General features: G+C 41.7%; 16 protein-coding genes, 7 tRNA genes and 2 rRNA genes. 24 read left to right on the top strand and 1 reads right to left on the bottom strand.

Annotated elements, in window-relative coordinates:
* The first annotated feature begins 1 nt into the window (after position 1).
* Together OGI71_RS15780 and OGI71_RS15775 are read left to right on the top strand one after the other, a co-directional pair.
* A complete protein-coding gene (locus tag OGI71_RS15780) occupies positions 2-1,321 on the top strand; it encodes a HAMP domain-containing sensor histidine kinase (RefSeq protein WP_282250200.1) in 1,320 nt (439 codons plus the stop codon).
* 263 nt (positions 1,322-1,584) lie between these two features.
* Positions 1,585-2,112 carry a hypothetical protein gene (locus tag OGI71_RS15775; RefSeq protein WP_282250199.1) on the top strand — a complete coding sequence of 176 codons (528 nt, stop codon included), beginning with the start codon at positions 1,585-1,587 and terminating at the stop codon, positions 2,110-2,112.
* A gap of 148 nt (positions 2,113-2,260) precedes the next feature.
* Here the strand turns inward: OGI71_RS15775 and OGI71_RS15770 are convergent, their stop codons facing one another.
* Positions 2,261-3,424 carry a BamA/TamA family outer membrane protein gene (locus tag OGI71_RS15770; protein ID WP_282250198.1) on the bottom strand — a complete coding sequence of 388 codons (1,164 nt, stop codon included), beginning with the start codon at positions 3,422-3,424 and terminating at the stop codon, positions 2,261-2,263.
* A 329-nt stretch (positions 3,425-3,753) separates the two neighbouring features.
* Here OGI71_RS15770 and OGI71_RS15765 point away from each other — a divergent pair.
* From OGI71_RS15765 to OGI71_RS15660, 22 genes are all read left to right on the top strand, one after another.
* Positions 3,754-3,826, top strand: a tRNA-Thr gene (locus OGI71_RS15765).
* A gap of 26 nt (positions 3,827-3,852) precedes the next feature.
* Positions 3,853-3,933 (top strand) — tRNA-Tyr (locus tag OGI71_RS15760).
* A gap of 49 nt (positions 3,934-3,982) precedes the next feature.
* Positions 3,983-4,055, top strand: a tRNA-Gly gene (locus OGI71_RS15755).
* 95 nt (positions 4,056-4,150) lie between these two features.
* Positions 4,151-4,222 (top strand) — tRNA-Thr (locus tag OGI71_RS15750).
* A 72-nt stretch (positions 4,223-4,294) separates the two neighbouring features.
* Positions 4,295-5,479, top strand: coding sequence for an elongation factor Tu (gene tuf, locus OGI71_RS15745; protein ID WP_120261630.1), 1,185 nt, complete (start codon positions 4,295-4,297; stop codon positions 5,477-5,479).
* A gap of 160 nt (positions 5,480-5,639) precedes the next feature.
* A tRNA-Trp gene (locus tag OGI71_RS15740) sits at positions 5,640-5,710 on the top strand.
* A 23-nt stretch (positions 5,711-5,733) separates the two neighbouring features.
* Positions 5,734-5,928 (top strand): preprotein translocase subunit SecE, encoded by a 195-nt coding sequence (gene secE / locus OGI71_RS15735; RefSeq protein WP_028072657.1) that lies wholly within the window; start codon positions 5,734-5,736, stop codon positions 5,926-5,928.
* 19 nt (positions 5,929-5,947) lie between these two features.
* Entirely contained in the window at positions 5,948-6,493 is a 546-nt protein-coding gene (nusG, locus tag OGI71_RS15730) for a transcription termination/antitermination protein NusG (protein ID WP_046672242.1), read from the top strand.
* A gap of 698 nt (positions 6,494-7,191) precedes the next feature.
* A complete protein-coding gene (locus OGI71_RS15725) occupies positions 7,192-7,386 on the top strand; it encodes a hypothetical protein (RefSeq protein WP_282250195.1) in 195 nt (64 codons plus the stop codon).
* Positions 7,387-7,930: 544 nt separating this feature from the next.
* A complete protein-coding gene (locus tag OGI71_RS15720; protein WP_282250194.1) occupies positions 7,931-8,560 on the top strand; it encodes a fibronectin type III domain-containing protein in 630 nt (209 codons plus the stop codon).
* Positions 8,561-8,570: 10 nt separating this feature from the next.
* Entirely contained in the window at positions 8,571-9,044 is a 474-nt protein-coding gene (locus tag OGI71_RS15715; protein ID WP_282250193.1) for a DUF5675 family protein, read from the top strand.
* 10 nt (positions 9,045-9,054) lie between these two features.
* Positions 9,055-9,258, top strand: a complete 204-nt coding sequence (locus OGI71_RS15710; protein ID WP_282250192.1) for a hypothetical protein — start codon at positions 9,055-9,057, stop codon at positions 9,256-9,258.
* Between the two features lie 395 nt (positions 9,259-9,653).
* A complete protein-coding gene (gene rplK, locus OGI71_RS15705) occupies positions 9,654-10,097 on the top strand; it encodes a 50S ribosomal protein L11 (protein ID WP_028072660.1) in 444 nt (147 codons plus the stop codon).
* A 22-nt stretch (positions 10,098-10,119) separates the two neighbouring features.
* Positions 10,120-10,818, top strand: a complete 699-nt coding sequence (gene rplA / locus OGI71_RS15700) for a 50S ribosomal protein L1 (protein ID WP_046672240.1) — start codon at positions 10,120-10,122, stop codon at positions 10,816-10,818.
* A gap of 2 nt (positions 10,819-10,820) precedes the next feature.
* Positions 10,821-11,339 carry a 50S ribosomal protein L10 gene (gene rplJ, locus OGI71_RS15695; RefSeq protein WP_223583976.1) on the top strand — a complete coding sequence of 173 codons (519 nt, stop codon included), beginning with the start codon at positions 10,821-10,823 and terminating at the stop codon, positions 11,337-11,339.
* A 78-nt stretch (positions 11,340-11,417) separates the two neighbouring features.
* Positions 11,418-11,795 carry a 50S ribosomal protein L7/L12 gene (rplL, locus tag OGI71_RS15690; protein WP_002992785.1) on the top strand — a complete coding sequence of 126 codons (378 nt, stop codon included), beginning with the start codon at positions 11,418-11,420 and terminating at the stop codon, positions 11,793-11,795.
* 168 nt (positions 11,796-11,963) lie between these two features.
* Positions 11,964-15,773 carry a DNA-directed RNA polymerase subunit beta gene (rpoB, locus tag OGI71_RS15685; RefSeq protein ID WP_223583977.1) on the top strand — a complete coding sequence of 1,270 codons (3,810 nt, stop codon included), beginning with the start codon at positions 11,964-11,966 and terminating at the stop codon, positions 15,771-15,773.
* Positions 15,774-15,845: 72 nt separating this feature from the next.
* Entirely contained in the window at positions 15,846-20,123 is a 4,278-nt protein-coding gene (gene rpoC, locus OGI71_RS15680; protein WP_120261639.1) for a DNA-directed RNA polymerase subunit beta', read from the top strand.
* 721 nt (positions 20,124-20,844) lie between these two features.
* A 16S ribosomal RNA gene (locus tag OGI71_RS15675) occupies positions 20,845-22,374 on the top strand.
* Between the two features lie 123 nt (positions 22,375-22,497).
* Positions 22,498-22,574 (top strand) — tRNA-Ile (locus OGI71_RS15670).
* A 97-nt stretch (positions 22,575-22,671) separates the two neighbouring features.
* Positions 22,672-22,745 (top strand) — tRNA-Ala (locus OGI71_RS15665).
* A gap of 230 nt (positions 22,746-22,975) precedes the next feature.
* Positions 22,976-25,857 (top strand): 23S ribosomal RNA (locus OGI71_RS15660).
* Together the 16S and 23S rRNA genes with 2 tRNA genes alongside form the textbook arrangement of a ribosomal RNA operon.
* Positions 25,858-25,910: the final 53 nt, after the last annotated feature.

Genomic DNA, 25,910 nt, shown 5'->3' with positions numbered 1-25,910 from the left:
TATGAGACATGGAAAGATTTTAAATGTAATTAAGATTATTTTGCTGTTGGTAGCTGCGGTTGTCGGCGCCTACCTATTGATGAAGTGTGAGTATGTACAGGCGTCTTTGATCTTTTGTATTATGCTCTATCTTGGCTTTAATTTATATGCCCAGTATAATTTTTTGGAAAGACAGCTTGTGGAATTTGCTGAGGCAGTTAAATATCGAGATTTCACACGACGTTTTTTGGTGAAAAACCCAAAATCGGTTGAGGGACAGCTTTTCCTCGCTTTTAATCAAATTAACGAAACGTATAAGGAAATTAATATTAAACAGGAGATACAGCACCAGTACCTTGATCGTGTCATCAATATGCTTAACTCGGCTATTATCTTCTATGAAATGGACACGGGAAAAGTAATGTGGGTGAATGATGCCTTCAAACAGCTTTTTCATCTACCACACCTAGGGAATATTGCTGGACTGAAAAAGAAAAATCCTGACCTTTATGAAAAGACCATGTTACTGGATAATGGGCGGCAACAAATGGAGTCTATTCAGTCAAGTAAAGGAAAGATAAAATTGTTGATTCAGAGTTCTAGTTTTGAAACACAAGATGCTATATTTCGCATTGTCGTTTATCAAAATATTAACGAAGCTATTGACGAGACTGAGACAAAAGCCTGGCATAAATTATTGCGTGTACTTACGCACGAGATCATGAATTCTATCGCGCCGATCAGTTCGTTGGCCGAAACACTTAACGGACGTTTGGATCATTTCAGGGGACATGAGGACATCGATGATTTAAAAACAGGTATATCCACCATCAAACGTCGAAGTGAGGGGCTTTTACATTTTGCAAAAAGCTACCGCATGATCAACAAGGTGGATCAGCCACAGGTGGCTCCGATTCAGGTTTCCCAATTATTTGAACATATCTATCAGTTGCTCGAGCCGACACTAATTCAGAAAAATATTGATGTTGATATCATCTTAAAGAATACCCGGTTGATACTGTATGCTGATGTCAACTTGATCGAACAAGTTATTATCAATCTGATGCTAAATGCGATTGATGCAGTAAAGACCAGGGAGGCGGCTTATATTAGTTTGTCTGCACTGGAAATTGACGGAAGCGTGCAAATTCGTATCGAAGATAATGGTTCCGGGATTCCCGCTGATCTCCAGGAACAGATATTTACACCTTTTTTTACAACAAAGAAAACGGGAACAGGGGTTGGCCTGACCCTGAGCAAGCAAATTATGTTGCTGCATAAGGGTACAATCTTTCTCAATAGTATTGAGGGAGAAGGTAGTGCTTTTATACTTCAATTTTAAAATATCATCCCAGATACAATGTATTTTATTCATAAGTCCTCTCTGTATCCCGAATAGGGTTTAAATGACTTGTTCATGTCTTTGTGCTTGAATGTTCCATGTGAAATAATTAGTAAAAGTGGTATTGCGGTGTGTAAAACTAAGGTCAACTATTCTGGATTCTGTGTGAAATGATTTTATAGAGTTGTAGATGATTAAATATACCATTACAGAGCGAGAATTTAATTGTATATCAAGGTAAATTTTTCGAAGTTTGCAGCAAAATGAATTACCACCTGAAGTATTGGCGCCATTATTTCATCTCCCATAGCCGGCATGGGACACATTCTCCCTTTGTTTATAAATTGGTCGATGAAGTAATTTATCAGAAAGATGATCCTGATACGATCTTAAACTTGCCTCACGACATCAGGGCAACGGGAAAGGCAGAGGAAAAAAAATATCTGCTGGTCGATCGTCTATTAAAGGTTTTTGCTTATGATCAGTTTGTGTTTTTGACCGAAAAGTCCCTAGCGAGTTATGAGACTCTATTTAAACATAGGGTCGGGAGTTATTCTTTTCGGAAGATCTATTATGTAGATCAGATGAATCTTGACTTGAATTTGCTTACTTCTATCAATGACCGGGATATGCTGATAGTGAACGAACCGTATTTGTCAGCAGAACGTGAAGACTATTGGAACAAGCTAAAGGATGATGGTCGCGTAGTTGTCACCGTAGATTTGTATCGAATTGGCTTGGTCTTTTTTAGGACCGGACAACGTAAAGAAAATTTTCTGATTAGGTTTTAGCATTTTCGCTGTCCTTCATAAAGTCTTTAATGAATGTTTAATTAGGATATTGAAAGCTATCAATGAACTCGCTATGCTCGGTTTATAGACCAGTAAGAACCTTCATGCGTTCACAGGCAGATACAGCTATGAACGCATGAAGGTTTTTTTAAAAAGCTTCACTTAAAGATAGGTAGAAGCCCGATTGACGTTTTTCACCGGCCCTTTGTTCACCATAAGAATAATCAAACCGAATACTACTATTGTGCTCTAAACTAAAGAAGTAGCGTAGTCCGCCGCCATAACTTGGCACATACCTACTGCTATTTTCTTTTGAAAAGGTTGATCCAATTCCCGAAAAACCGACAATGCCAAAACGAGGATGAAAACGATAACGTAATTCGGCTTGCGAAGCGAGGTAGTTCTTGTCACGATAACGGCCGAGGTAATACCCGCGCATCATCATATCACCACCTAGTTCACGGTAATTATAGAACGGAATTGTTTTTCCGAATGTCGAACGAAAGATCCCCTGAAGGGCCAATGTGACCTTCTGATGTAATGGAATAAATCCGCGAAGGTCTAGGTCTAGATTTGCTCCATTAAAGTCTTCTCTGGTCCATAATTTCGGTGCATAGGCCAGTCGTAATTTGGCATAATAACCACGTGTACTATAGGAAACATTGTCTCGGTTGTCAAATAACTGAGATACGCCGAGCAGCAATTGTTGCCCACCCTCTTTTCCAATGAGATTAGATTGGTTAAATATATGGTCGCTACTATCGCTACGGATCGAAAAATTATCGTACTGTATATTGATTCCGGAATACAGATTGTTGCCGATTTTTTTCTCCGCTTCCAATTTTACACGAAATAGCTTTTGGTCAACGCGTTCTTCATCGGTCTTCCAGGTATCCATACCAATGCCATAATAATTAAAAGGCCAGTTGCGATAACGGATTTCACTGACGAAATGGTAGTCGTTATTTTTTGTCCAAAGATCAGTTTGAAATTTAAAATTTGACTGATGTTTGGATGTAAAGGTTCCCATTAATGTCATCGTGGAGGTACGGATATGGGGATCTGACTTGTCCAGGTAAAAATTATATGAGCTGGCTAATCCATATTCTACTCCTGTTTCTTGTGCGTAACCGACAGCGGGTAAAACCATAAAACTGCCTGAACGGGTAGAGTCCTTTTCGGCAGAAAGGAATTTTTTACTCAATTTTTGAATAATATTTTGAGCTTTCAAATCGCCTGTTCCGGCTATAAACAAAGCACAGAGCGTTGTATACCGGGTAAGTTTTGAAAGTGATTGCGATAAAATTTGCATGCCCAAAGATAGTACATTAGGCAAATAACCAAAATAGGTAAATAAACAATTAAAAATTATTGTGCTGCATATCAGTATAATTGACAAAAAGTGTTGTTTTTTTTTGACAAATATTTTTGTAAAGTGAGTTTTGTGTCTATCTTTGCATCAGCAAACAAGGGAACAACGGTTCTTAAAAACGAAGTTTGCTTAGTTCTTTAAATGAAAAAAAAAAGTAAAAAATAAACTTGCAATAATCAAAAGTAAATTCGATATTTGCACTCGCTGAAAAGATGAATATATCTGATTAGCGTTGATAGAACGTAAGTTATTTAAAAAAAATATTAGAAGCCTCTTTAGCTCAGCTGGTAGAGCAACTGACTTGTAATCAGTAGGTCATTGGTTCGATTCCGATAAGAGGCTCTAAATGTAACGAAAGTTACAGGTCTGGAGGGGTTCCAGAGCGGTCAAATGGGACGGACTGTAAATCCGTTGCTTCGGCTTCGAAGGTTCGAATCCTTCTCCCTCCACACTTTTTTTTAATTGGAGTTTAGATTTACTCTAGTTTCTAATTATTAAGCGGAAGTAGCTCAGTTGGTAGAGCGATAGCCTTCCAAGCTATAGGTCGCGAGTTCGAACCTCGTCTTCCGCTCAAATTTTTCAAGTATTAAATTTAGTCTCTATCTTCTTTGATAATAATGTATCTAAAGGTGGGGGCATTAATACGTAAATAAGGTTTTTTAGTAAGCCGAAGTAGCTCAGGGGTAGAGCACTTCCTTGGTAAGGAAGAGGTCGTGGGTTCAAATCCCATCTTTGGCTCGTACTTGTGTAAAAGTTAAGCAAGAGTATATAACAAATAGAAATAATTTATAATTACTAATTCGCATAAACATGGCAAAAGAGAAATTTGACCGTAGTAAACCACACTTAAACATTGGTACTATCGGTCACGTTGACCACGGTAAAACTACAACTACAGCTGCTATCACTAAAGTATTGGCTGATAAAGGTTTGTCAGAAGCTCGTTCATTTGATTCAATTGACTCTGCTCCTGAAGAAAAAGAGCGTGGTATCACAATCAATACTGCACACGTAGAATATTCTACAGCTAACCGTCACTATGCACACGTTGACTGTCCAGGTCACGCTGACTACGTTAAGAACATGGTAACTGGTGCTGCTCAAATGGACGGTGCTATCATCGTAGTTGCTGCGACTGATGGTCCTATGCCTCAAACTCGTGAGCACATCTTGTTGGCTCGTCAGGTAGGTGTTCCTGCGTTAGTAGTATTCATGAACAAAACTGACTTAGTTGATGACTCTGAGTTGTTAGACTTAGTAGAAATGGAAGTTCGTGAGTTATTGTCATTCTACGAATTCCCAGGTGATGATATCCCTGTAATCAAAGGATCTGCTTTAGGTGCATTGAATGGTGAGCCTGAGTGGGTTGAGAAAATCATGGAATTAATGGATGCTGTTGATAACTACATTCCAATTCCTCCACGTTTAACTGAGTTGCCTTTCTTGATGCCAGTAGAAGACGTATTCTCGATCACAGGTCGTGGTACAGTTGCTACAGGTCGTATCGAAAGAGGTGTAATCAACTCTGGTGATCCAGTTGAGATCTTAGGTATGGGTGCTGAGAACTTGAAATCTACAGTAACAGGTGTTGAGATGTTCCGTAAAATCTTAGATTACGGTGAGGCTGGTGATAACGTAGGTTTATTGTTACGTGGTATTGAGAAAACTGATATCAAACGCGGTATGGTTATCTGTAAACCAGGTTCAGTAACTCCTCACGATCATTTCAAAGCTGAGGTTTACGTATTGTCAAAAGCTGAAGGTGGTCGTCACACTCCATTCTTCAACAAATACCGTCCTCAATTCTATTTCCGTACAACTGACGTAACTGGAGAGATCTCTTTACCAGAAGGTACTGAAATGGTTATGCCAGGTGATAACGTTACAATCAGCGTGAAATTAATTTCTGCTATTGCAATGGAAAAAGGTCTACGTTTCGCTATCCGTGAGGGTGGTCGTACAGTAGGTGCTGGTCAGGTAACTGAAATCATCTAGTCTGTAAAGATCTAGAAAAAGATAAAATAAGCTAATCGACTGAGGTTGATTAGCTTATTTTTTCGATAAGCGATTTATCGGATTAAAATAAAAAAAAGTTAAAAAAGATTTGCAGAAAGTGGTTTAAAACACTATATTTGCATCACAAAATAAGAAATACACGGGCATAGTTTAAAGGTAGAACGAAGGTCTCCAAAACCTTTGGTCTGGGTTCGAGTCCTGGTGCCCGTGCTTATAAAAACAGATAAACTAAAATGGCAAAAGTACTTGATTTTTTTAAAGACTCTTATGTAGAGATCACTGAGAAAGTGACTTGGCCTACATGGTCTCAGTTGCAAAGTTCAGCTGTTATTGTGCTTGTTGCATCTCTTCTTATTGCATTGGTAGTCTTTGTAATGGATAAGGCTTCAAGTGTAGGGTTAGAGTTCTTGTACGGTATTGCTTCTTAATTTTCAATAGTATTTATTTATGGCAGATCAAGGTTTAAAATGGTACGTAGTTCGTGCTGTAAGTGGGAAAGAGAAGAAAGTAAAGCAATATATTGATGCCGAGGTTAGTCGTTTAGGTATTGAACACTTGATTCCTCAAGTGTTGATTCCAATGGAAAAATATTACTTGATGCGCGATGGTAAGAAGGTCGCTAAAGAACGTAACTACTACCCTGGATACGTTTTGTTAGAAGCCGCATTGGATGGAGAGTTGGAGCACATCATTAAGAATATCAATAGCGTAATTGGTTTCTTGGGAGATAAAGCTGGAAACGCTGTCCCTTTACGCCAAGCAGAGGTTAACCGTATCTTAGGTAAGGTTGATGAAATGGCTGAGCAAGGTGAAACCATTAATGTTCCTTACTACGTTGGTGAAACTGTAAAAGTAAACGATGGTCCTTTTAACGGTTTTACAGGTGAAATAGAAGAGGTTCATGAAGATAAGAAGAAATTGATCGTCATGGTGAAGGTCTTCGGTCGTAAGACTCCACTTGAATTGAACTACATGCAAGTAGAAAAAGAGTAAGATTAGTAATTAACGATAGAGAAAAGCTTTACATGAAAATGTAAGGCTTTTTTTGTTTTTTCCTCTTCTATGTTATCGTGGACTGATGACTACTTCATCCGTATCGTCCTTTGTAAAGAAAATGGTATCATACCGAAAGTTTTGGGGAAATCATTCTTAAGCATACAATTTCATCACCCTGTACAAGAAGAATGTTGTGTTCCTTACACTACGAAAGACGCTAGTTCCATTGATACTATTGAATACAAAAGATTACTTCTCTCTTTTCGCTAAATCTGCACGCACTTGTATCATAACGTCAAGCGATACTTGAATTCTCTCTCAATTCTCTCTTCAATTCCATTACCATTCCCTGCTATCAAATATCTGGGATGCCGTATCAATAATACATGTGCAAAAAGATAGACTCACTTGGATTTAAAGGTTTGTACCGATATTTATTTTCGTCCCAAAAGCAGTCCATTTCATCGATTATTACCTGATCCTATCCAGATTGTTTGTTAACTTATATTACATATTTAGTCTATAGATTATAACCTAATATAAAGGGGAGCCGGTCTCTGTATCGTAATTAACTTACATTATGCAATGGCTTAATCAATTATCCCATTCAATTGAAGGAATTGCGCATGCATTGACAGAGATTCTCACTTTTCTGTACGAAATCCGTGTTGCTCAACAAAAAGTCTAACCTACTGATGCAGCAATCCATTGACCTGCTAAAAGAGATCGAAACCAAGACTGCATCGGAAATTCTGGACAAAATCGTTATCATGGAAAAATTGAAAATCAGCAAAAAAAACTATGAATGTTACGTCGCTGATCAGCTCCTTAATCCCAGCGAGCTGGAAGGAAACATTACTATACAGATGTCGATATCAGCGAGGCGCTGAGACGCAACAAGAAGTACAGGCATGGTCAATAGGGGGATCCTGTCAATTTTCGGTATCAGGTGGGTAACAACCGGTATCCGGTTCGGTGTAAACCGTATCGGGTTTATCGTTTACCTTGTCTAGTTGGCCGTTTACGTTGTCTGGTTTATCGCGGACGGTGTTGGGTTTGTCATAAATCGTATCCGGTTTGACATAAACTGTATCAGGTTTGTCGTTTACGTTATCTGATTTATCGCAAACTGTATTGGGGGTGTGATAAACTGTATCGGGTTTTTCATAACCTGTATTAAGTCTGTTGCAAACCGTATCGGATAGTTAAGAAAAATACATCAGTCTCTAACGAGAGTGATCCGGTTTTTGGGACTTTGTATCCGGAAAATAAACTTTTTGAGTGATGTTTCTGACAGGTATTCCCGTCATTTCGAGTCATTTTACGTCAAATAGCGTCATTATTTGCATTCGCCTTAGCTGCTAAAGTATGTTTGTATCGTTCAATCAACTCGCGAGGTAAAGGACATGTTTTTAAAAATTTAAACAGAAAAAAATGGCTAAAACAAAAGCACTGATCGGTTTTGTCAAAATGAAAGATGATGAACTGATGATTTTAGGAAATACGGTCATCAATGCGATGACTGGCAACAGTAATTTTACAACACCTAGCCCCGCACTGGATGATATCAAAACCCTGCTTGAAGACTTTTCGGTCAAACTGGCAATAGCCCGCAAACGAGGATCGCCGGAGGATACCGCACGTAAGGATGAAAGCAAAGAGCCGCTGGCCGAAGCTTTGCAGCAACTGGCTTATTATGTCAATAGCGTAGCAAAGGGGCATCTCTCCACCTTATTGAGTTCAGGCTTTCCGACGAGTGCACCAGCTGTCGGCAGTATAATCCCGGCTCAGGTCCAGGGCGTGAAAGTCTCTGATGGAAGGCAATCGGGACAGCTGAGGCTGGATTTTGAATCCCAGGGCAGAGCGGCAAAGTTATATGAGTACTGCTATCGGAAAGTGGAAACGCCCGAAGCGGAGTGGAGTGACCGCCTGACGACAACCTCCTCACGCGGTAATATCATAGCGCCGTTGGAAGTGGCTCAGCTGTATGAATTTAAAGTCCGTGCAGTGAATAGCAAGGGAGCGGGCGACTGGAGCCAAACAGAAACTATATTGGTTCGATAGCGGAGTTCAGATGATTATCACCATTAAAAGGGAGAAGCGTAGCGAGCATGCTACGCTCTCCAAAGTCTACGTCGATGGGAAGTATTTCTGTCTCGCGCTAGAAGATTCGGTACGTGACGAAAAGATACCGGGGAGTACGGCCATACCTGCCGGACAATATAACGTGCAACTACGCAAAGCAGGTGGTATGCATGCAAGGTACTCTCGCCTTTATCCGGGGCTTCATCGCGGTATGGCCCAAATGATGCAGGTGCCAAATTTTGAATACGTCTATATCCATATCGGTAACTATTTCAGTGATACCGCCGGATGTGTGCTGGTGGGGGATTACTGGAAAATGAAGGATGGGGATTATGCGGTGTATGGATCGACCAGGACGTATCTGCAGCTCTATGTGCTTATGTGCAAGGCTTGGGATAATGGCGAAAAAGTAACTGTGGAGATTGTCTCGGGGCCGACGTTTGAAGAACAGTGTTTATCGTAAATGTAATCACATGAAAACAATAGTAAATAAAATAAATCGGGCCTTGCAGATGATTCTGATGGCCCCTGTCAAATTGCCGGGAAAAGTGCTGGCAGTCGTCAGATATGTCGCCTTGGGGCTGGGAATCATGGAAACAGTACTTGAGAAGGATAATGCGGAGACAGAAGACTCCACTGATGAATTAGAAAAAGGAGGTCCGGATGCGGCTAAATGATATTCGTTTTGGAACCTTCGGCGGTACGCTGGTCTCTATCTGGGCTAGTTTCTCCCTGGGCGATCTTTTTCAGACAATGCTGTCGGCGGTGTTGGGGACTGTGGCCAGCTACGCGGTAGGATGGCTGATCGGGAAGTGCAGGCTGCGGAAGTAGGTCGTTAATTGTTAGTTTATTTATATAAAGCCATTCTCTTGATTGAGGATGGCTTTATATGTTGAAATATCTGTAAAAAAATCATAAATTCCTGAAAAATTAAAAGTTATATACTTGCAGGATTCAAATCTTCTTATTAACTTTGCACCTCGGTTGGGGTGTTACGTCCTGATCGATGAATGTTACGTTATTTGCTTCCAACTTACTAACAGACATTTAACAAAATTAAATTCAAAACAAAATGGCAAAAGAAGTCAGTGCGTTAGTAAAATTACAAGTTAAGGGCGGAGCTGCGAATCCTTCACCTCCAGTAGGACCTGCATTAGGTGCTAAAGGTGTGAATATCATGGATTTCTGTAAGCAGTTCAACGCTCGTACGCAAGACAAACCAGGTCAAGTATTGCCTGTTGTCATTACAGTTTACGCGGATAAGTCATTTGATTTTATCATCAAGACTCCACCGGTAGCAGTTCAGTTGAAAGACGCTGCTAAATTAAAAAGTGGATCTGGCGAGCCTAACCGTAAGAAGGTTGCGGCTATTACTTGGGAACAAGTTGAGACAATCGCTAAAGATAAAATGCCTGATTTAAATGCATTTACTGTAGAGGCTGCTATGAGAATGGTAGCTGGTACAGCACGTAGTATGGGTATTACTGTATCCGGTAATGCTCCTTGGAACAATTAATTAAGAAATCAATTTAAGAAAAGTGGCTAGATTAACAAAAAATCAAAAAGCGGCACTATCCAAAATTGAAGCTGGTAAAGCATACTCTTTAAAAGAAGCTTCGGCTTTAGTTAAAGAAATCTCATTGACCAAATTTGATGCTTCTGTGGATATCGACGTTCGTTTGGGCGTAGATCCTCGTAAAGCAAATCAAATGGTGCGTGGTATTGCAACATTACCTCACGGTACTGGTAAAACTGTTCGCGTTTTAGTTTTGTGTACTCCTGATAAGGAAGAAGAAGCTAAAGCGGCAGGTGCAGACTACGTAGGTTTAGATGATTACATCAGCAAAATTGAAGGTGGTTGGACTGACGTTGATATCATTATTACTATGCCTAGTGTTATGGCTAAAGTTGGTAAATTGGGTCGTATTTTAGGTCCAAGAAACTTGATGCCTAACCCTAAAACTGGTACAGTTACAACAGAAGTTGGTAAAGCTGTAACAGATGTAAAAGGTGGTAAGATCGATTTCAAAGTTGACAAAACCGGTATCATCCATACTTCTATTGGTAAAGCGTCGTTCGATGCAGATAAAATATATGATAACGCATTAGAGGTATTACAAACTCTAGCACGTTTGAAACCATCTGCAGCTAAAGGAACTTACTTTAAAAGTATTCACATTTCCTCAACTATGAGTCCTGGTATTCATATTGAGACTAAATCAGTAGCAGGTATTTAATCATGAGAAAAGAAGAAAAACAAGAAATTGTTCAAGCTTTGGCCGAACAGATTAAATCTTACGGTAACTTCTATATTGCCGATACTGCTGAGTTGTCAGTTGAAAAAGTGAATAACATTCGTCGTAAATGTTTTGAGCAAGGTATCGAAATTAAAGCTGTTAAAAACACTTTAATTAAGAAAGCATTGATCGAAGCTGGTGTTGAAGAAGAAGATATTTTTGGAACGCTTAAAGGTGCGTCTACAATGATGTTTTCAGAAGTCGCTAATGCACCTGCTAAATTGATCAAAGAATTGCGCAAGACAGGTGAGAAACCGTTGTTAAAGGCGGCTTTCATTGAGGCAACAGCATTCGTAGGAGATAATCAATTAACTGCATTAGTTAATCTTAAATCTAAAAACGAACTTATTGCTGACGTTATCGCGGCATTGCAGTCACCTGCGAAAAATGTTATTTCGGCTCTTCAATCAGGAGGAAATACTGTTGCAGGTTTAGTAAAAGCTTTAGAAGAAAGAGGTTAACGAATCCTCTAGAACAGAATTATTCGTTACAATTTAATTAACAATTTTTACAAAGTACATTCAAAAATTCAAAATAAAATGGCAGATTTAAAACAACTTGCTGAACAGTTAGTTAACTTAACAGTAAAAGAAGTTAAAGAATTAGCTGATATCTTAAAAGACGAGTATGGCATCGAGCCTGCTGCTGCTGCTGTTGCTGTAGCTGCTGCTCCAGCTGAAGGTGGTGCTGCTGCTGCAGAAGAGAAAACTTCATTTGACGTTATCTTGAAAGAAGCTGGTGGTCAAAAATTAGCTGTAGTTAAATTGGTTAAAGATTTAGCTGGATTAGGCTTGAAAGAAGCTAAAGATTTAGTTGACGGAGCACCTAAAGAATTGAAAGCTGGTGTATCTAAAGACGAAGCAGAAGCTTTGAAAAAACAATTAGAAGAAGCTGGTGCTGTTGTTGAGATTAAATAATCTCAACTAATTAGCCCGAAAAGGTTTAGACTCTGACGATTTTTCGTCAGAGTCTATTCCTATTTATATCAATACGCCACTATGCTGTGTATATGCTGGGCACAGTGGACATGTGGTTTACAGCATGCATGTAAGCGCAGTTTTTTTAAAACTAAAATTCATATTCCCTTGGCAAACAATAATATTCAACAAGAAAGAATAAACTTTGCAACAAGTAAGAAAGTATTGGAATATCCAGATTTCTTAGATGTGCAATTGGAATCTTTCAAGGAGTTTTTTCAACTAGAAACTACTTCTGACAACCGCCATCAGGAAGGGCTGTTCAAGGTATTCTCGGAAAACTTCCCTATTTCTGATTCAAGAAACATTTTTGTGCTAGAGTTTTTGGATTATTTCATTGATCCACCACGTTATGATATCCAAGAGTGTATCGAACGCGGCTTGACTTATAGCGTTCCTCTAAAGGCTAAGTTAAAGTTATCTTGTAATGATGAAGAACACGAAGATTTCGAAACTATTGTTCAGGATGTATATTTAGGGACTATCCCTTATATGACTCCTAAAGGTACTTTCGTGGTAAATGGTGCAGAGCGTGTCATCGTATCGCAATTACACCGTTCACCGGGCGTTTTCTTTGGTCAAAGTAGACACACAAATGGTACTAAACTTTATTCTGCAAGGGTAATTCCTTTCAAAGGGTCTTGGATCGAATTCGCTACAGACGTAAACAACGTCATGTATGCTTATATCGACCGTAAAAAGAAATTCCCAGTTACTACCTTATTGCGTGCGATCGGTTACGATTCAGATAAAGATATCTTAGAATTGTTTGACCTAGCTGATGAAGTAAAAGTTAGTAAATCTGGTCTTAAGAAATATGTTGGCCGTCGTCTTGCGGCTAGGGTATTAAAAAAATGGGTAGAAGATTTTGTGGATGAGGATACTGGTGAAGTAGTATCTATCGACCGTAACGAAATTATCCTTGAACGTGAAACTGTTCTAGAAGAAGATCACATTGATTTGATTATCGAAGCTGGCGTTAAGTCTATTATCTTAGCGAAAGACGATGAGTCAAATAATGCAGATTATTCTATTATATATAATACTTTACAAAAAGATACTTCCAATTCAGAAAAAGAGGCTGTAGAGCATATCTATCGTCAATTGCGTAACGCTGAACCACCAGATGAGGAAACTGCTCGTGGTATCATCGATCGCTTGTTCTTCTCTGATAAACGTTATGACTTAGGTGATGTAGGTCGTTACCGTATCAACCGTAAGTTGAAATTGGGTACACCAGATGAGACTAAGGTCTTGACGCGTGAAGATATCATTGCAATCGTGAAGTATTTGATCAACCTGATCAACTCCAAAGCTGAGGTGGATGATATTGACCACTTGTCAAATCGTCGTGTACGTACAGTTGGTGAGCAATTATATGCTCAATTTGGTGTGGGTCTATCTCGTATGGCGCGTACAATCCGTGAGCGTATGAACATCAGAGATAACGAGGTGTTTACACCAACAGATTTGATTAATGCACGTACTTTATCGTCAGTAATCAATTCGTTCTTTGGTACCAACCAGTTGTCTCAGTTCATGGACCAAACTAACCCTCTTGCTGAAATTACGCACAAGCGTCGTTTGTCAGCTTTAGGTCCAGGAGGTCTTTCTCGTGAGCGCGCAGGTTTCGAGGTTCGTGACGTTCACTATACACACTACGGTCGTCTTTGTACAATCGAAACACCAGAGGGACCAAACATCGGTTTGATTTCTTCTTTGGCTGTACATGCAAAAATCAACCATTTAGGTTTTATTGAAACTCCTTACCGTAAGGTAAAAGATGGTGTTGTTGTTGTAGACCAACCTGTGGTATACTTGTCAGCTGAGGATGAAGATGGTAAAACAATTGCACAAGCAAATGCTTTGTATGATGACAAAGGTAATTTTGAAGATGCAAAGGTAAAAGCCAGATACGAAGGTGACTTCCCAATTATCGAGCCTGAAATGCTTGACTATATGGACGTTGCTCCAAACCAAATTACATCTATTGCGGCTTCATTGATTCCTTTCTTGGAGCACGATGATGCCAACCGTGCATTGATGGGATCCAACATGCAACGTCAGGCTGTGCCTGTATTGCGTCCGCAGGCTCCTATCGTAGGTACTGGTCTTGAAGGTCGTGTAGCGAAAGATTCACGTACATTGATCAATGCCGAAGGTCATGGTGTGGTTGAATATGTAGATGCTGATGAAATTAAAATCCGTTACGACAGAAACGATGATGATCGTTTAGTATCATTTGATGATGATGTCAGAACATATAAATTGATCAAATTCAAGAAAACTAACCAGAATACTTGTATGAACTTGAAGCCTATCATTAAGAAAGGTCAACGAGTTGAACCAGGACAGGTATTGTGTGAAGGTTATGCTACTGAAAATGGTGAATTAGCATTGGGTCGTAACTTAAAGGTAGCGTTCATGCCTTGGCAAGGATATAACTTTGAGGATGCGATCGTAATTTCTGAGCGTGTAGCGAAAGAAGACTGGTTTACTTCTCTTCACATTGAAGAATTCGAACTTGAAGTTCGTGATACAAAACGTGGTGAAGAAGAGTTAACAGCTGATATTCCTAACGTATCTGAAGAAGCGACGAAAGACTTAGATGAAAACGGTATTATCCGTATCGGTGCTGAAGTTGGTGGTGGTGATATCTTGATCGGTAAAATCACGCCTAAAGGTGAGTCTGATCCTTCTCCAGAGGAGAAATTATTACGTGCAATCTTTGGTGACAAAGCTGGTGACGTGAAAGATGCTTCATTGAAAACTCCACCTTCATTAAAAGGTGTTGTTATCGATACGAAGTTATTCTCTCGTGCGAAGAAAATGTCTAAAGAAGTTGAACGTAAAACTTTAGAGAAATTAGAGGTTGCTCACGATAGAGCTGTTAAATCATTGAAAGACCGTTTGGTGGAGAAATTATTCATTGTAGTGAATGGTAAAACAAGCCAAGGTGTGTACAATGTATATAAAGAGTTGTTAGTTGCTAAAGGTGCTAAGTTTACACAAAAAATCTTAGCTGAATTAGAATACAACAACATCAACCCAATGGGATGGACAACTGACGAAGATAAAAACGAGTTGATCAAAATGGCCCTTCATAATTACAATATTAAAATTAATGAAGAATTAGGTTCATTCAAACGTGATAAATTCGCAGTATCTGTTGGGGATGAGCTTCCATCAGGAATCGTGCAGATGGCGAAAGTTTACGTAGCTAAGAAACGTAAATTGAAAGTAGGGGATAAGATGGCAGGTCGTCACGGTAACAAAGGTATTGTTGCACGTATCGTACGTGATGAAGATATGCCATTCTTGGAAGATGGTACTCCGGTTGATATCGTGTTGAACCCATTAGGGGTACCTTCACGGATGAACTTGGGTCAGATCTATGAAACTGTATTAGGTTGGGCTGGTCAAAAATTGGGTATTAAATTTGCTACACCAATCTTTGACGGTGCTGAGATGGATCAAGTACAAGACTGGGTTGCGAAAGCTGGTTTACCAAAATCAGGTCGTACATATTTGTACAATGGATTGACAGGTGACCGTTTCGATCAACCAACAACAGTAGGTGTAATCTACATGTTGAAATTAGGTCACATGGTTGATGATAAAATGCACGCACGTTCAATCGGTCCTTACTCATTGATCACACAACAACCTCTGGGTGGTAAAGCACAATTCGGTGGTCAGCGTTTTGGTGAGATGGAGGTTTGGGCATTGGAAGCATTTGGTGCATCTAACATCCTTCAAGAGATCTTGACCGTGAAATCGGATGACGTAGTTGGTCGTGCCAAAACTTACGAAGCAATCGTTAAGGGCAACAACCTTCCGACACCATCGGTACCAGAATCGTTCAACGTATTGGTACACGAGTTGCGCGGATTGGGTCTAGATATCACATTGGATTAATTAAGCAATTAGGGCTTTGAAGGACTGCAGTTCTTCAAAGCTTCTCTATAAAGCTTTAACTTTTGAATAAGTATGTCTTACAAAAAAGATAATAAAATTAAAAGCAACTTCACTTCGATTACGATCAGCTTGGCTTCTCCAGAAACTATTTTGGAGCGTTCAAGTGGTGAAGTTACAAAACCAGAAACGATTAACTATCGTACCTACAAACCAGAACGTGATGGTTTATTCTGTGAGCGTATTTTTGGTCCTGTAAAGGATTACGAATGTCACTGTGGTAAATACAAACGTATCCGTTATAAAGGTATCGTGTGTGACCGTTGTGGTGTTGAGGTAACAGAGAAAAAAGTACGTCGTGAGCGTATGGGACACATCAACTTGGTGGTTCCTGTAGCGCACATCTGGTACTTCCGTTCTCTTCCTAATAAAATCGGTTATTTGTTAGGGCTTCCTACAAAGAAACTGGATATGATCATTTACTATGAACGTTATGTCGTTATCCAAGCTGGTATTAAGGAAGAAGATGGTATCAACTTTATGGACTTCTTGACTGAAGAAGAATATTTAGATATTTTAGATACCTTACCAAAAGAAAATCAATATTTAGACGATACTGATCCTCAAAAATTTGTCGCTAAGATGGGTGCTGAGGCTTTGGAAGATTTGTTGAAACGTATTGATTTGGATCAATTGTCTTACGATTTACGTCACCAAGCTGCTAACGAGACTTCTCAACAACGTAAAAATGAAGCGTTAAAACGTCTTCATGTTGTTGAAGCTTTCCGTAGCTCACGTGAAAACATCGAGAATCGTCCTGAATGGATGATCGTGAAGATTGTTCCTATCATTCCACCTGAATTACGCCCATTGGTGCCTTTGGATGGTGGTCGTTTTGCGACTTCGGATTTGAACGATTTATACCGTCGTGTTATTATCCGTAACAACCGTCTAAAACGTTTGATCGAGATCAAAGCTCCAGAAGTAATCTTACGTAACGAAAAACGTATGCTTCAAGAGGCAGTGGATTCTTTGTTTGACAACTCACGTAAAGTGAATGCTGTTAAGACAGAAGGTAACCGTGCATTGAAGTCGTTATCTGATATTTTGAAAGGTAAACAAGGTCGTTTCCGTCAAAACTTATTAGGTAAACGTGTCGATTATTCAGCTCGTTCGGTAATTGTGGTAGGTCCTCACTTGAAATTACATGAGTGTGGTCTTCCTAAAGATATGGCTGCTGAGCTTTACAAACCGTTTATCATTCGTAAGATGATCGAGCGTGGTATTGTAAAAACAGTAAAATCCGCTAAGAAAATCGTAGATCGTAAAGATCCAGTGGTATGGGATATCCTTGAAAATGTATTGAAAGGTCATCCTGTATTACTTAACCGTGCACCTACGCTTCACCGTTTGGGTATTCAAGCTTTCCAACCTACTTTGGTAGAGGGTAAAGCGATTCAGTTACACCCATTGGTTTGTACAGCGTTCAACGCCGATTTTGACGGTGACCAGATGGCAGTTCACTTACCTTTAGGTAATGCTGCAGTTTTGGAAGCCCAAATCTTGATGTTAGCAGCACACAATATCTTGAACCCTGCGAACGGTTCACCGATCACTGTACCATCTCAAGACATGGTATTGGGTCTTTACTATATTACTAAAGGTCGTAAGACTGCTGGTGACCATATCGTAAGAGGCCAAGATATGACTTTCTATTCAGCTGAAGAGGTTATCATTGCTTTGAATGAGAAGCAAATTGACCTTCACGCTTGGATTAAAGTAAAAACAAAAGTCAGACAAAAAGATGGTAGCATCGTTGATACCTTATTAGAGACAACTGTAGGTCGTGTGATCTTCAACCAGGTTGTTCCTGAAGAAATGGGATTTGTCAATGAATTGCTGACTAAAAAATCTTTGCGTAATATCATCGGTGAGATTGTGAAGACTACGGGTATGGCTCGTGCAGCACAATTCTTGGATGATATGAAAGAGTTGGGATATCAAACAGCCTTCAAAGGTGGTCTTTCTTTCAACTTGGAAGATTTGAACATTCCTGCAGCGAAAGCTGAGTTGATCCAACAAGCAACAAACGAAGTTGAAGAAGTAATGAGCAACTATAACATGGGTTTCATTACGAACAACGAACGTTATAACCAAATCATCGATATCTGGACACGTATCAACAACAGATTGACTGCGCACGTAATGGATATTCTTTCCAACGATAACCAAGGTTTCAACTCAGTTTATATGATGTTGGATTCTGGAGCCCGTGGTTCGAAAGAGCAGATTCGTCAGTTGTGTGGTATGCGTGGTTTGATGGCGAAACCTCAAAAATCTGGTACTTCAGGTGGTGAGATTATTGAGAACCCGATCTTGTCGAACTTTAAAGAAGGTTTGTCCGTATTAGAGTACTTTATCTCTACCCACGGTGCGCGTAAAGGTCTTGCCGATACAGCCTTGAAAACGGCTGATGCGGGTTACTTGACACGTCGTTTACATGACGTCGCTCAGGATATGATCGTTGTTGAACAAGATTGTGGTGGTTTACGTGGTATCTACACAACTGCATTGAAAGATAATGATGATGTTGTTGAACCATTATTCGACCGTATCTTAGGTCGTACTCCATTACATGATGTATTCCATCCGGAGACAGAGGAGTTGATCGTTTCAGCAAATGAAGATATCACTGAGGAAATTGCGGAGGTTATCGAAAAAGCAGGTATTGAAGGTATCGAAATTCGTACTGTATTAACTTGTGAATCGAAACGTGGTGTGTGTGCTTGTTGTTATGGTCGTAACTTGGCATCTGGTAAACGTGTTCAATTGGGTGAAGCTGTCGGTGTTATCGCAGCACAATCAATCGGTGAGCCAGGTACACAGTTGACACTTCGTACATTCCACGTGGGTGGTACGGCATCAAATATTGCCGCTGACTCAAGCATCATTTCTAAATACGATGGTAAAATCGAATTTGAAAATGTGCGTACCGTTTCGCAAACAAATGACAATGGTACACATCAGGTTGTCTTAGGACGTTCTGGTGAGGTTAAGATCATTGATGCACATAATAAGATTGTATTCCAACAAAATATCCCTTATGGTTCACAGTTGTTCGTTGAGGATGGCGGTACAGTAGCTAAAGGTGATAAATTGGTAGAGTGGGATCCATATAACGCAGTAATTATCTCTGAATTTGCTGGTAAAGTTGAGTTTGATGCAATCATCGAAGGTGTTACCTTCCGTGAGGAATCAGATGAGCAAACTGGTCACAAAGAGAAAGTAATTATTGAAACACGTGATAAAACGAAAAACCCATCCATCAAGATTCTTGATAAATCTGGAGAGGTTATCCGTACGTACAATATCCCAGTAGGCGCCCACGTTGCTGTTGCTAACGGTGTAACTGTTAAGGAAGGCGGTATCTTAGTTAAGATTCCTCGTTCTACTGGTAAAACACGAGATATCACGGGTGGTCTTCCACGTGTAACCGAGTTGTTCGAAGCACGTAACCCTTCTAACCCAGCTGTTGTAACAGAAATCGACGGTGTGGTAACATTAGGCGGTGTGAAACGTGGTAACCGTGAGATGTCGATTGAATCACGTGATGGTCAAATCAAGAAATACTTGGTGCCACTTTCCAAACATATCCTTGTTCAGGATAATGACTTCGTGAAAGCGGGTATGCCATTATCGGATGGTTCGATCTCTCCAGCGGATATCTTATCTATTAAAGGACCTTCAGCGGTGCAACATTACATCGTGAATGGTATCCAAGAGGTATACCGTCTTCAAGGTGTGAAGATCAACGATAAGCACTTCGAAACGATCGTTCACCAGATGATGCAGAAAGTTAACATTGAGGATCCAGGAGATACACGTTTCTTAGAGAAGGAAGCTGTAAACAAATGGGACTTCATGGAAGAGAATGATTCCTTGTTCGACAAGAAAGTCGTTGTTGATGCCGGAGATTCCAATAGCTTACGTCCAGGACAGATTGTTTCTTTACGTAAGTTGAGAGAGGAAAACTCCAGCTTGAAACGTCGTGACTTAAAACTTGTAGAAGTGCGTGAAGCAATTCCAGCGACTTCAAGCCCATTGTTGCAAGGTATCACTAGAGCGTCATTAGGTACCAAATCGTTTATCTCTGCTGCCTCTTTCCAAGAGACAACAAAAGTATTGAATGAAGCTGCTATCGCAGGTAAACGTGACAACTTGTTAGGTTTGAAAGAAAACGTAATCGTTGGTCACTTGATTCCTTCAGGTACAGGTATTCGTCAATACAGCAACTTAATTGTTGGTTCTCGCGAAGAGTACGATCAATTGTTGGCTTCGAAAGAAGAAGATTAATCTATCATAGATTATTTTATAGAGAAAGGTCCAGGCGTATGTCTGGACCTTTTTTGTTTCTATATCGACTTTATGTGGTATAGAATAATGCAGTAAATAATATTTAACTTGTCCTTTTAGCTGTGAAATTGTTTTGTTAAGGGAGGGCTTCGAACTGAAATTTATAACGAGCAGCTTGGCCATTTAATTGGTTAATTTAACCTGATTGGACGGTTTACTGTAATTCTGTCTTAAATGAATCCTTCAATGTTACAGTTAGTTAACCTTAATATTAAAAAATAATAAACAAAAGGCTTGGAAGTTTGCCCGAAAACTCCCTATCTTTGCACCACTCCGCAAGGGAGGGACGGTTACTTCGGAAGGGGATACCACTGAAAAAAGAAGGGCTTAACGGAAGTTAGGCGCGGAAATCGGAAAAAAGGAAGAGAAAAAAAACTTCAAAAGTTTTTTGGAAGTTCGGAAAAGATTTCTACCTTTGCAGTCCCAACGGAAACGGAGGGAAACAGAAAAAGATAAAGACGGCGCAATGCCATCGGAATATAGCGGATACGGAAGTTGAAGCGAGAGAAGTTCTTTAAGAAAACACAATCATGTAAGCGTGACGAGTAGACAAAACGAAAGTCATGAACAAATTCAAGAATTAGTTCAATTCGATCCAAGATCAGAGATATAAAAAAAGAATTCTGATTATGTAAATAGTTGGAATCAAAAACTTCATTTTACAATGGAGAGTTTGATCCTGGCTCAGGATGAACGCTAGCGGCAGGCCTAATACATGCAAGTCGGACGGGATTGGAACCAGAGCTTGCTCTGATTCCATGAGAGTGGCGCACGGGTGCGTAACGCGTGAGCAACCTACCTCTATCAGGGGGATAGCCTCTCGAAAGAGAGATTAAGACCGCATAATATATGAGACTGGCATCAGTTTTATATTAAATATTTATAGGATAGAGATGGGCTCGCGTGACATTAGCTAGTTGGTAGGGTAACGGCCTACCAAGGCGACGATGTCTAGGGGCTCTGAGAGGAGAATCCCCCACACTGGTACTGAGACACGGACCAGACTCCTACGGGAGGCAGCAGTAAGGAATATTGGTCAATGGGCGGAAGCCTGAACCAGCCATGCCGCGTGCAGGATGACTGCCCTATGGGTTGTAAACTGCTTTTGTCCAGGAATAAACCTCTTTACGTGTAGAGAGCTGAATGTACTGGAAGAATAAGGATCGGCTAACTCCGTGCCAGCAGCCGCGGTAATACGGAGGATCCGAGCGTTATCCGGATTTATTGGGTTTAAAGGGTGCGTAGGCGGCCTATTAAGTCAGGGGTGAAATACGGTGGCTCAACCATCGCAGTGCCTTTGATACTGATGGGCTTGAATCCATTTGAAGTGGGCGGAATAAGACAAGTAGCGGTGAAATGCATAGATATGTCTTAGAACTCCGATTGCGAAGGCAGCTCACTAAGCTGGTATTGACGCTGATGCACGAAAGCGTGGGGATCGAACAGGATTAGATACCCTGGTAGTCCACGCCCTAAACGATGATAACTCGATGTTGGCGATAGACAGCCAGCGTCTTAGCGAAAGCGTTAAGTTATCCACCTGGGGAGTACGCCCGCAAGGGTGAAACTCAAAGGAATTGACGGGGGCCCGCACAAGCGGAGGAGCATGTGGTTTAATTCGATGATACGCGAGGAACCTTACCCGGGCTTGAAAGTTAGTGAAGAGATCAGAGACGGTCTCGTCCTTCGGGACACGAAACTAGGTGCTGCATGGCTGTCGTCAGCTCGTGCCGTGAGGTGTTGGGTTAAGTCCCGCAACGAGCGCAACCCCTATGTTTAGTTGCCAGCATGTAATGGTGGGGACTCTAAACAGACTGCCTGTGCAAACAGCGAGGAAGGTGGGGACGACGTCAAGTCATCATGGCCCTTACGTCCGGGGCTACACACGTGCTACAATGGATGGTACAGCGGGCAGCTACATAGCAATATGATGCTAATCTCTAAAAGCCATTCACAGTTCGGATTGGGGTCTGCAACTCGACCCCATGAAGTTGGATTCGCTAGTAATCGCGTATCAGCAATGACGCGGTGAATACGTTCCCGGGCCTTGTACACACCGCCCGTCAAGCCATGAAAGTTGGGGGTACCTAAAGCATGTGACCGCAAGGAGCGTGTTAGGGTAAAACCGATAATTGGGGCTAAGTCGTAACAAGGTAGCCGTACCGGAAGGTGCGGCTGGAATACCTCCTTTCTAGAGTATCGCGGATCGGTACTCGTCACGTTACATATGATTGAAAAAGAAGAAAAAACATCAGAAGAAAGTGCCCGCCCCTATAAGGAGCGGTCCCTGAGAGAAGAGATGAACAGAATAGCTAGTCCCGTAGCTCAGTTGGTTAGAGCACTACACTGATAATGTAGGGGTCAGCAGTTCAAATCTGCTCGGGACTACCAGATAGTAATGAGTATTTAGTATCTAGTATTTAGACAAATGGATGGCGACATACAGGGATCTAAGGACTAATGTCTAACATCTCAGGTCTAACAAAAAGGGGAATTAGCTCAGCTGGCTAGAGCACCTGCCTTGCACGCAGGGGGTCAACGGTTCGAATCCGTTATTCTCCACGTCTCCGGGGATATGCATCACAGATACATATCATATAAACCGGAAAAAGAGTTCTTTGACATATTGAAAGAGAAAAAAAATTACAAGAGAAGACAACAGTATAGAGACAATGCTGGTATGTGTTTGATGTAGGGAGGAGACCCTCGGTCGAAGGCCGAACGAATCTTTACGTAGCATACGGGTATATATATCACAAGCAGCCGCATAGTAGCAAAAGGCTATGCCGGTGAAGAAAGTAAATAAGGGCACACGGGGGATGCCTAGGCTCTCAGAGGCGAAGAAGGACGTGATAAGCTGCGATAAGCTTTGGGGATTGGCAAATGCGACTTGATCCAGAGATTTCCGAATGGGGCAACCTGACTATTTGAAGAATAGTCGTATGATACGCGAACGCGCTGAACTGAAACATCTAAGTAGGCGTAGGAGAAGAAAATAACAATGATTTCCCAAGTAGTGGCGAGCGAACGGGAAAGAGCCCAAACCGATTATGTTACGGCATAGTCGGGGTTGTAGGACCACGATATTGTACAATGCTATGAACTGGAAGCAGGTGGGAAACTGCGCGATAAGGGTGAGAGCCCCGTACAGGTAAAGAATATTGGCATAGTGGTATCCTGAGTACCGCGGGACCGGAGAAATCCTGTGGGAATCCACCAGCACCATCTGGTAAGGCTAAATACTCCTGAGAGACCGATAGTGAACCAGTACCGTGAGGGAAAGGTGAAAAGAACCCCGAACAGGGGAGTGAAAAGAACCTGAAACCGTGTGCTTACAAGCGGTTGGAGCAGACAAGTTCTGTGACAGCGTGCCTTTTGCATAATGAGCCTACGAGTTACTCTTGTCTGGCAAGGTTAAGTCCTTCAGGGACGCAGCCGAAGCGAAAGCGAGTCTTAATAGGGCGCATAGTCAGATGAGGTAGACGCGAAACCTTGTGATCTACCCTTGGGCAGGTTGAAGTTGCAGTAACATGTAATGGAGGACCGAACCGATAAACGTTGAAAAGTTTCCGGATGACCTGAGGGTAGGGGTGAAAGGCCAATCAAACTGGGAAATAGCTCGTACTCCCCGAAATGTTTTTAGGAACAGCGTCGGCATCGAGTTTAATAGAGGTAGAGCTACCGATTGGGTGCGGGGGAGTCAAATCCTACCAAATCCAGACGAACTCCGAATGCTATTAAATATGGCCGGCAGTGAGGCTTTGGGTGCTAAGGTCCAAGGCCGAGAGGGAAAGAACCCAGACCATCAGCTAAGGTCCCCAAATTCGTTCTAAGTTGAACTAACGAGGTCCGGTTGCCCAGACAGCTAGGATGTTGGCTTGGAAGCAGCCATTCATTTAAAGAGTGCGTAACAGCTCACTAGTCGAGCGGCCGGGCGTGGATAATAAACGGGCATCAAGAACGGTACCGAAGCTATGGATTTGCATTGAAAGATATGCATCTGGTAGGGGAGCATTCCATATGGGGCGAAGATATCTGGTAATGGGTGTTGGACCGTATGGAAAAGCAAATGTAGGCATAAGTAACGATAAGGCGGGTGGGAAACCCGCCCACCGAAAGACCAAGGTTTCCTGATCAACGTTAATCGGATCAGGGTCAGTCGGGACCTAAGGCGCACCCGAAGGGGGCAAGCCGATGGACAACTGGTTAATATTCCAGTACTCTTCATAACTGCGATGTGGTGACGGAGTAGTGACACTGCCGCGAACTGACGGAATAGTTCGTTGAAAGGCGTAGGTATAGGGACGGTAGGCAAATCCGCCGACCCTGCTGAACCCCAATAGTACAGCAAAGCTCCGGTGGCGCTGATAGAGCAGGTAAACAGACTTCCAAGAAAACCCGCTAAGCTTCAGGTTATGAAGACCCGTACCGCAAACCGACACAGGTGGTCGAGGAGAGAATCCTAAGGTGCTCGAGTGAGTCATGGCTAAGGAACTCGGCAAAATGGCCCTGTAACTTCGGGAGAAGGGGCGCTGTCTCGTAAGAGCAGCCGCAGTGAAAAGGCCCAGGCGACTGTTTAACAAAAACATATGGCTTTGCAAAATCGCAAGATGAGGTATAAGGCCTGACACCTGCCCGGTGCTGGAAGGTTAAGAGGGGATGTCATCGTAAGAGAAGCATTGAATCGAAGCCCCAGTAAACGGCGGCCGTAACTATAACGGTCCTAAGGTAGCGAAATTCCTTGTCGGGTAAGTTCCGACCTGCACGAATGGTGTAACGATCTGGGCGCTGTCTCAGCCATGAGCTCGGTGAAATTGTGGTATCGGTGAAGACGCCGATTACCCGCAACGGGACGGAAAGACCCCATGCACCTTCACTATAGCTTAACATTGAGATTGGGTACAGGATGTGTAGGATAGGCGGGAGATGTTGAAGCGGCTTCGCCAGGAGTCGTGGAATCAACCTTGAAATACCGCCCTTTCTGTATTCGGTTTCTAACTCCTTTATGAGGAGGACATTGTTTGGTGGGTAGTTTGACTGGGGTGGTCGCCTCCAAAAAGGTAACGGAGGCTTTCAAAGGTAAGCTCAGTACGCTTGGTAACCGTACGTGGAGTGCAATGGCATAAGCTTGCTTGACTGTGAGACCAACAAGTCGAACAGGGTCGAAAGACGGACATAGTGATCCGGTGGTTCTGTATGGAAGGGCCATCGCTCAAAGGATAAAAGGTACGCTGGGGATAACAGGCTGATCTCCCCCAAGAGCTCATATCGACGGGGAGGTTTGGCACCTCGATGTCGGCTCGTCACATCCTGGGGCTGGAGAAGGTCCCAAGGGTTGGGCTGTTCGCCCATTAAAGTGGCACGCGAGCTGGGTTCAGAACGTCGCGAGACAGTTCGGTCCCTATCTGTTGTGGGCGTTGGAAGTTTGAGTGGATCTGACCTTAGTACGAGAGGACCGGGTTGGACAGACCTCTGGTGAACCTGTTATGCCGCCAGGTGTACGGCAGGGTAGCTACGTCTGGAATAGATAAGCGCTGAAAGCATCTAAGTGCGAAACTAGCCACGAGATGAGACTTCCTTATAGGGTCGTAGGAGATGACTACGTTGATAGGCCATAGGTGTAAAGGTTGAGAGACCAAAGCCAAGTGGTACTAATAGCCCGAAGCTTTCTCAAGCAGACAGACACTGTTGTCTTCCTCTTTAATTTTTGAATTAATCTTTCAATAT

The sequence above is a fragment of the Sphingobacterium sp. ML3W genome (genome assembly GCF_029542085.1).
GTDB lineage: Bacteria > Bacteroidota > Bacteroidia > Sphingobacteriales > Sphingobacteriaceae > Sphingobacterium.
This window is presented reverse-complemented; position numbering and strand designations above follow the sequence as displayed.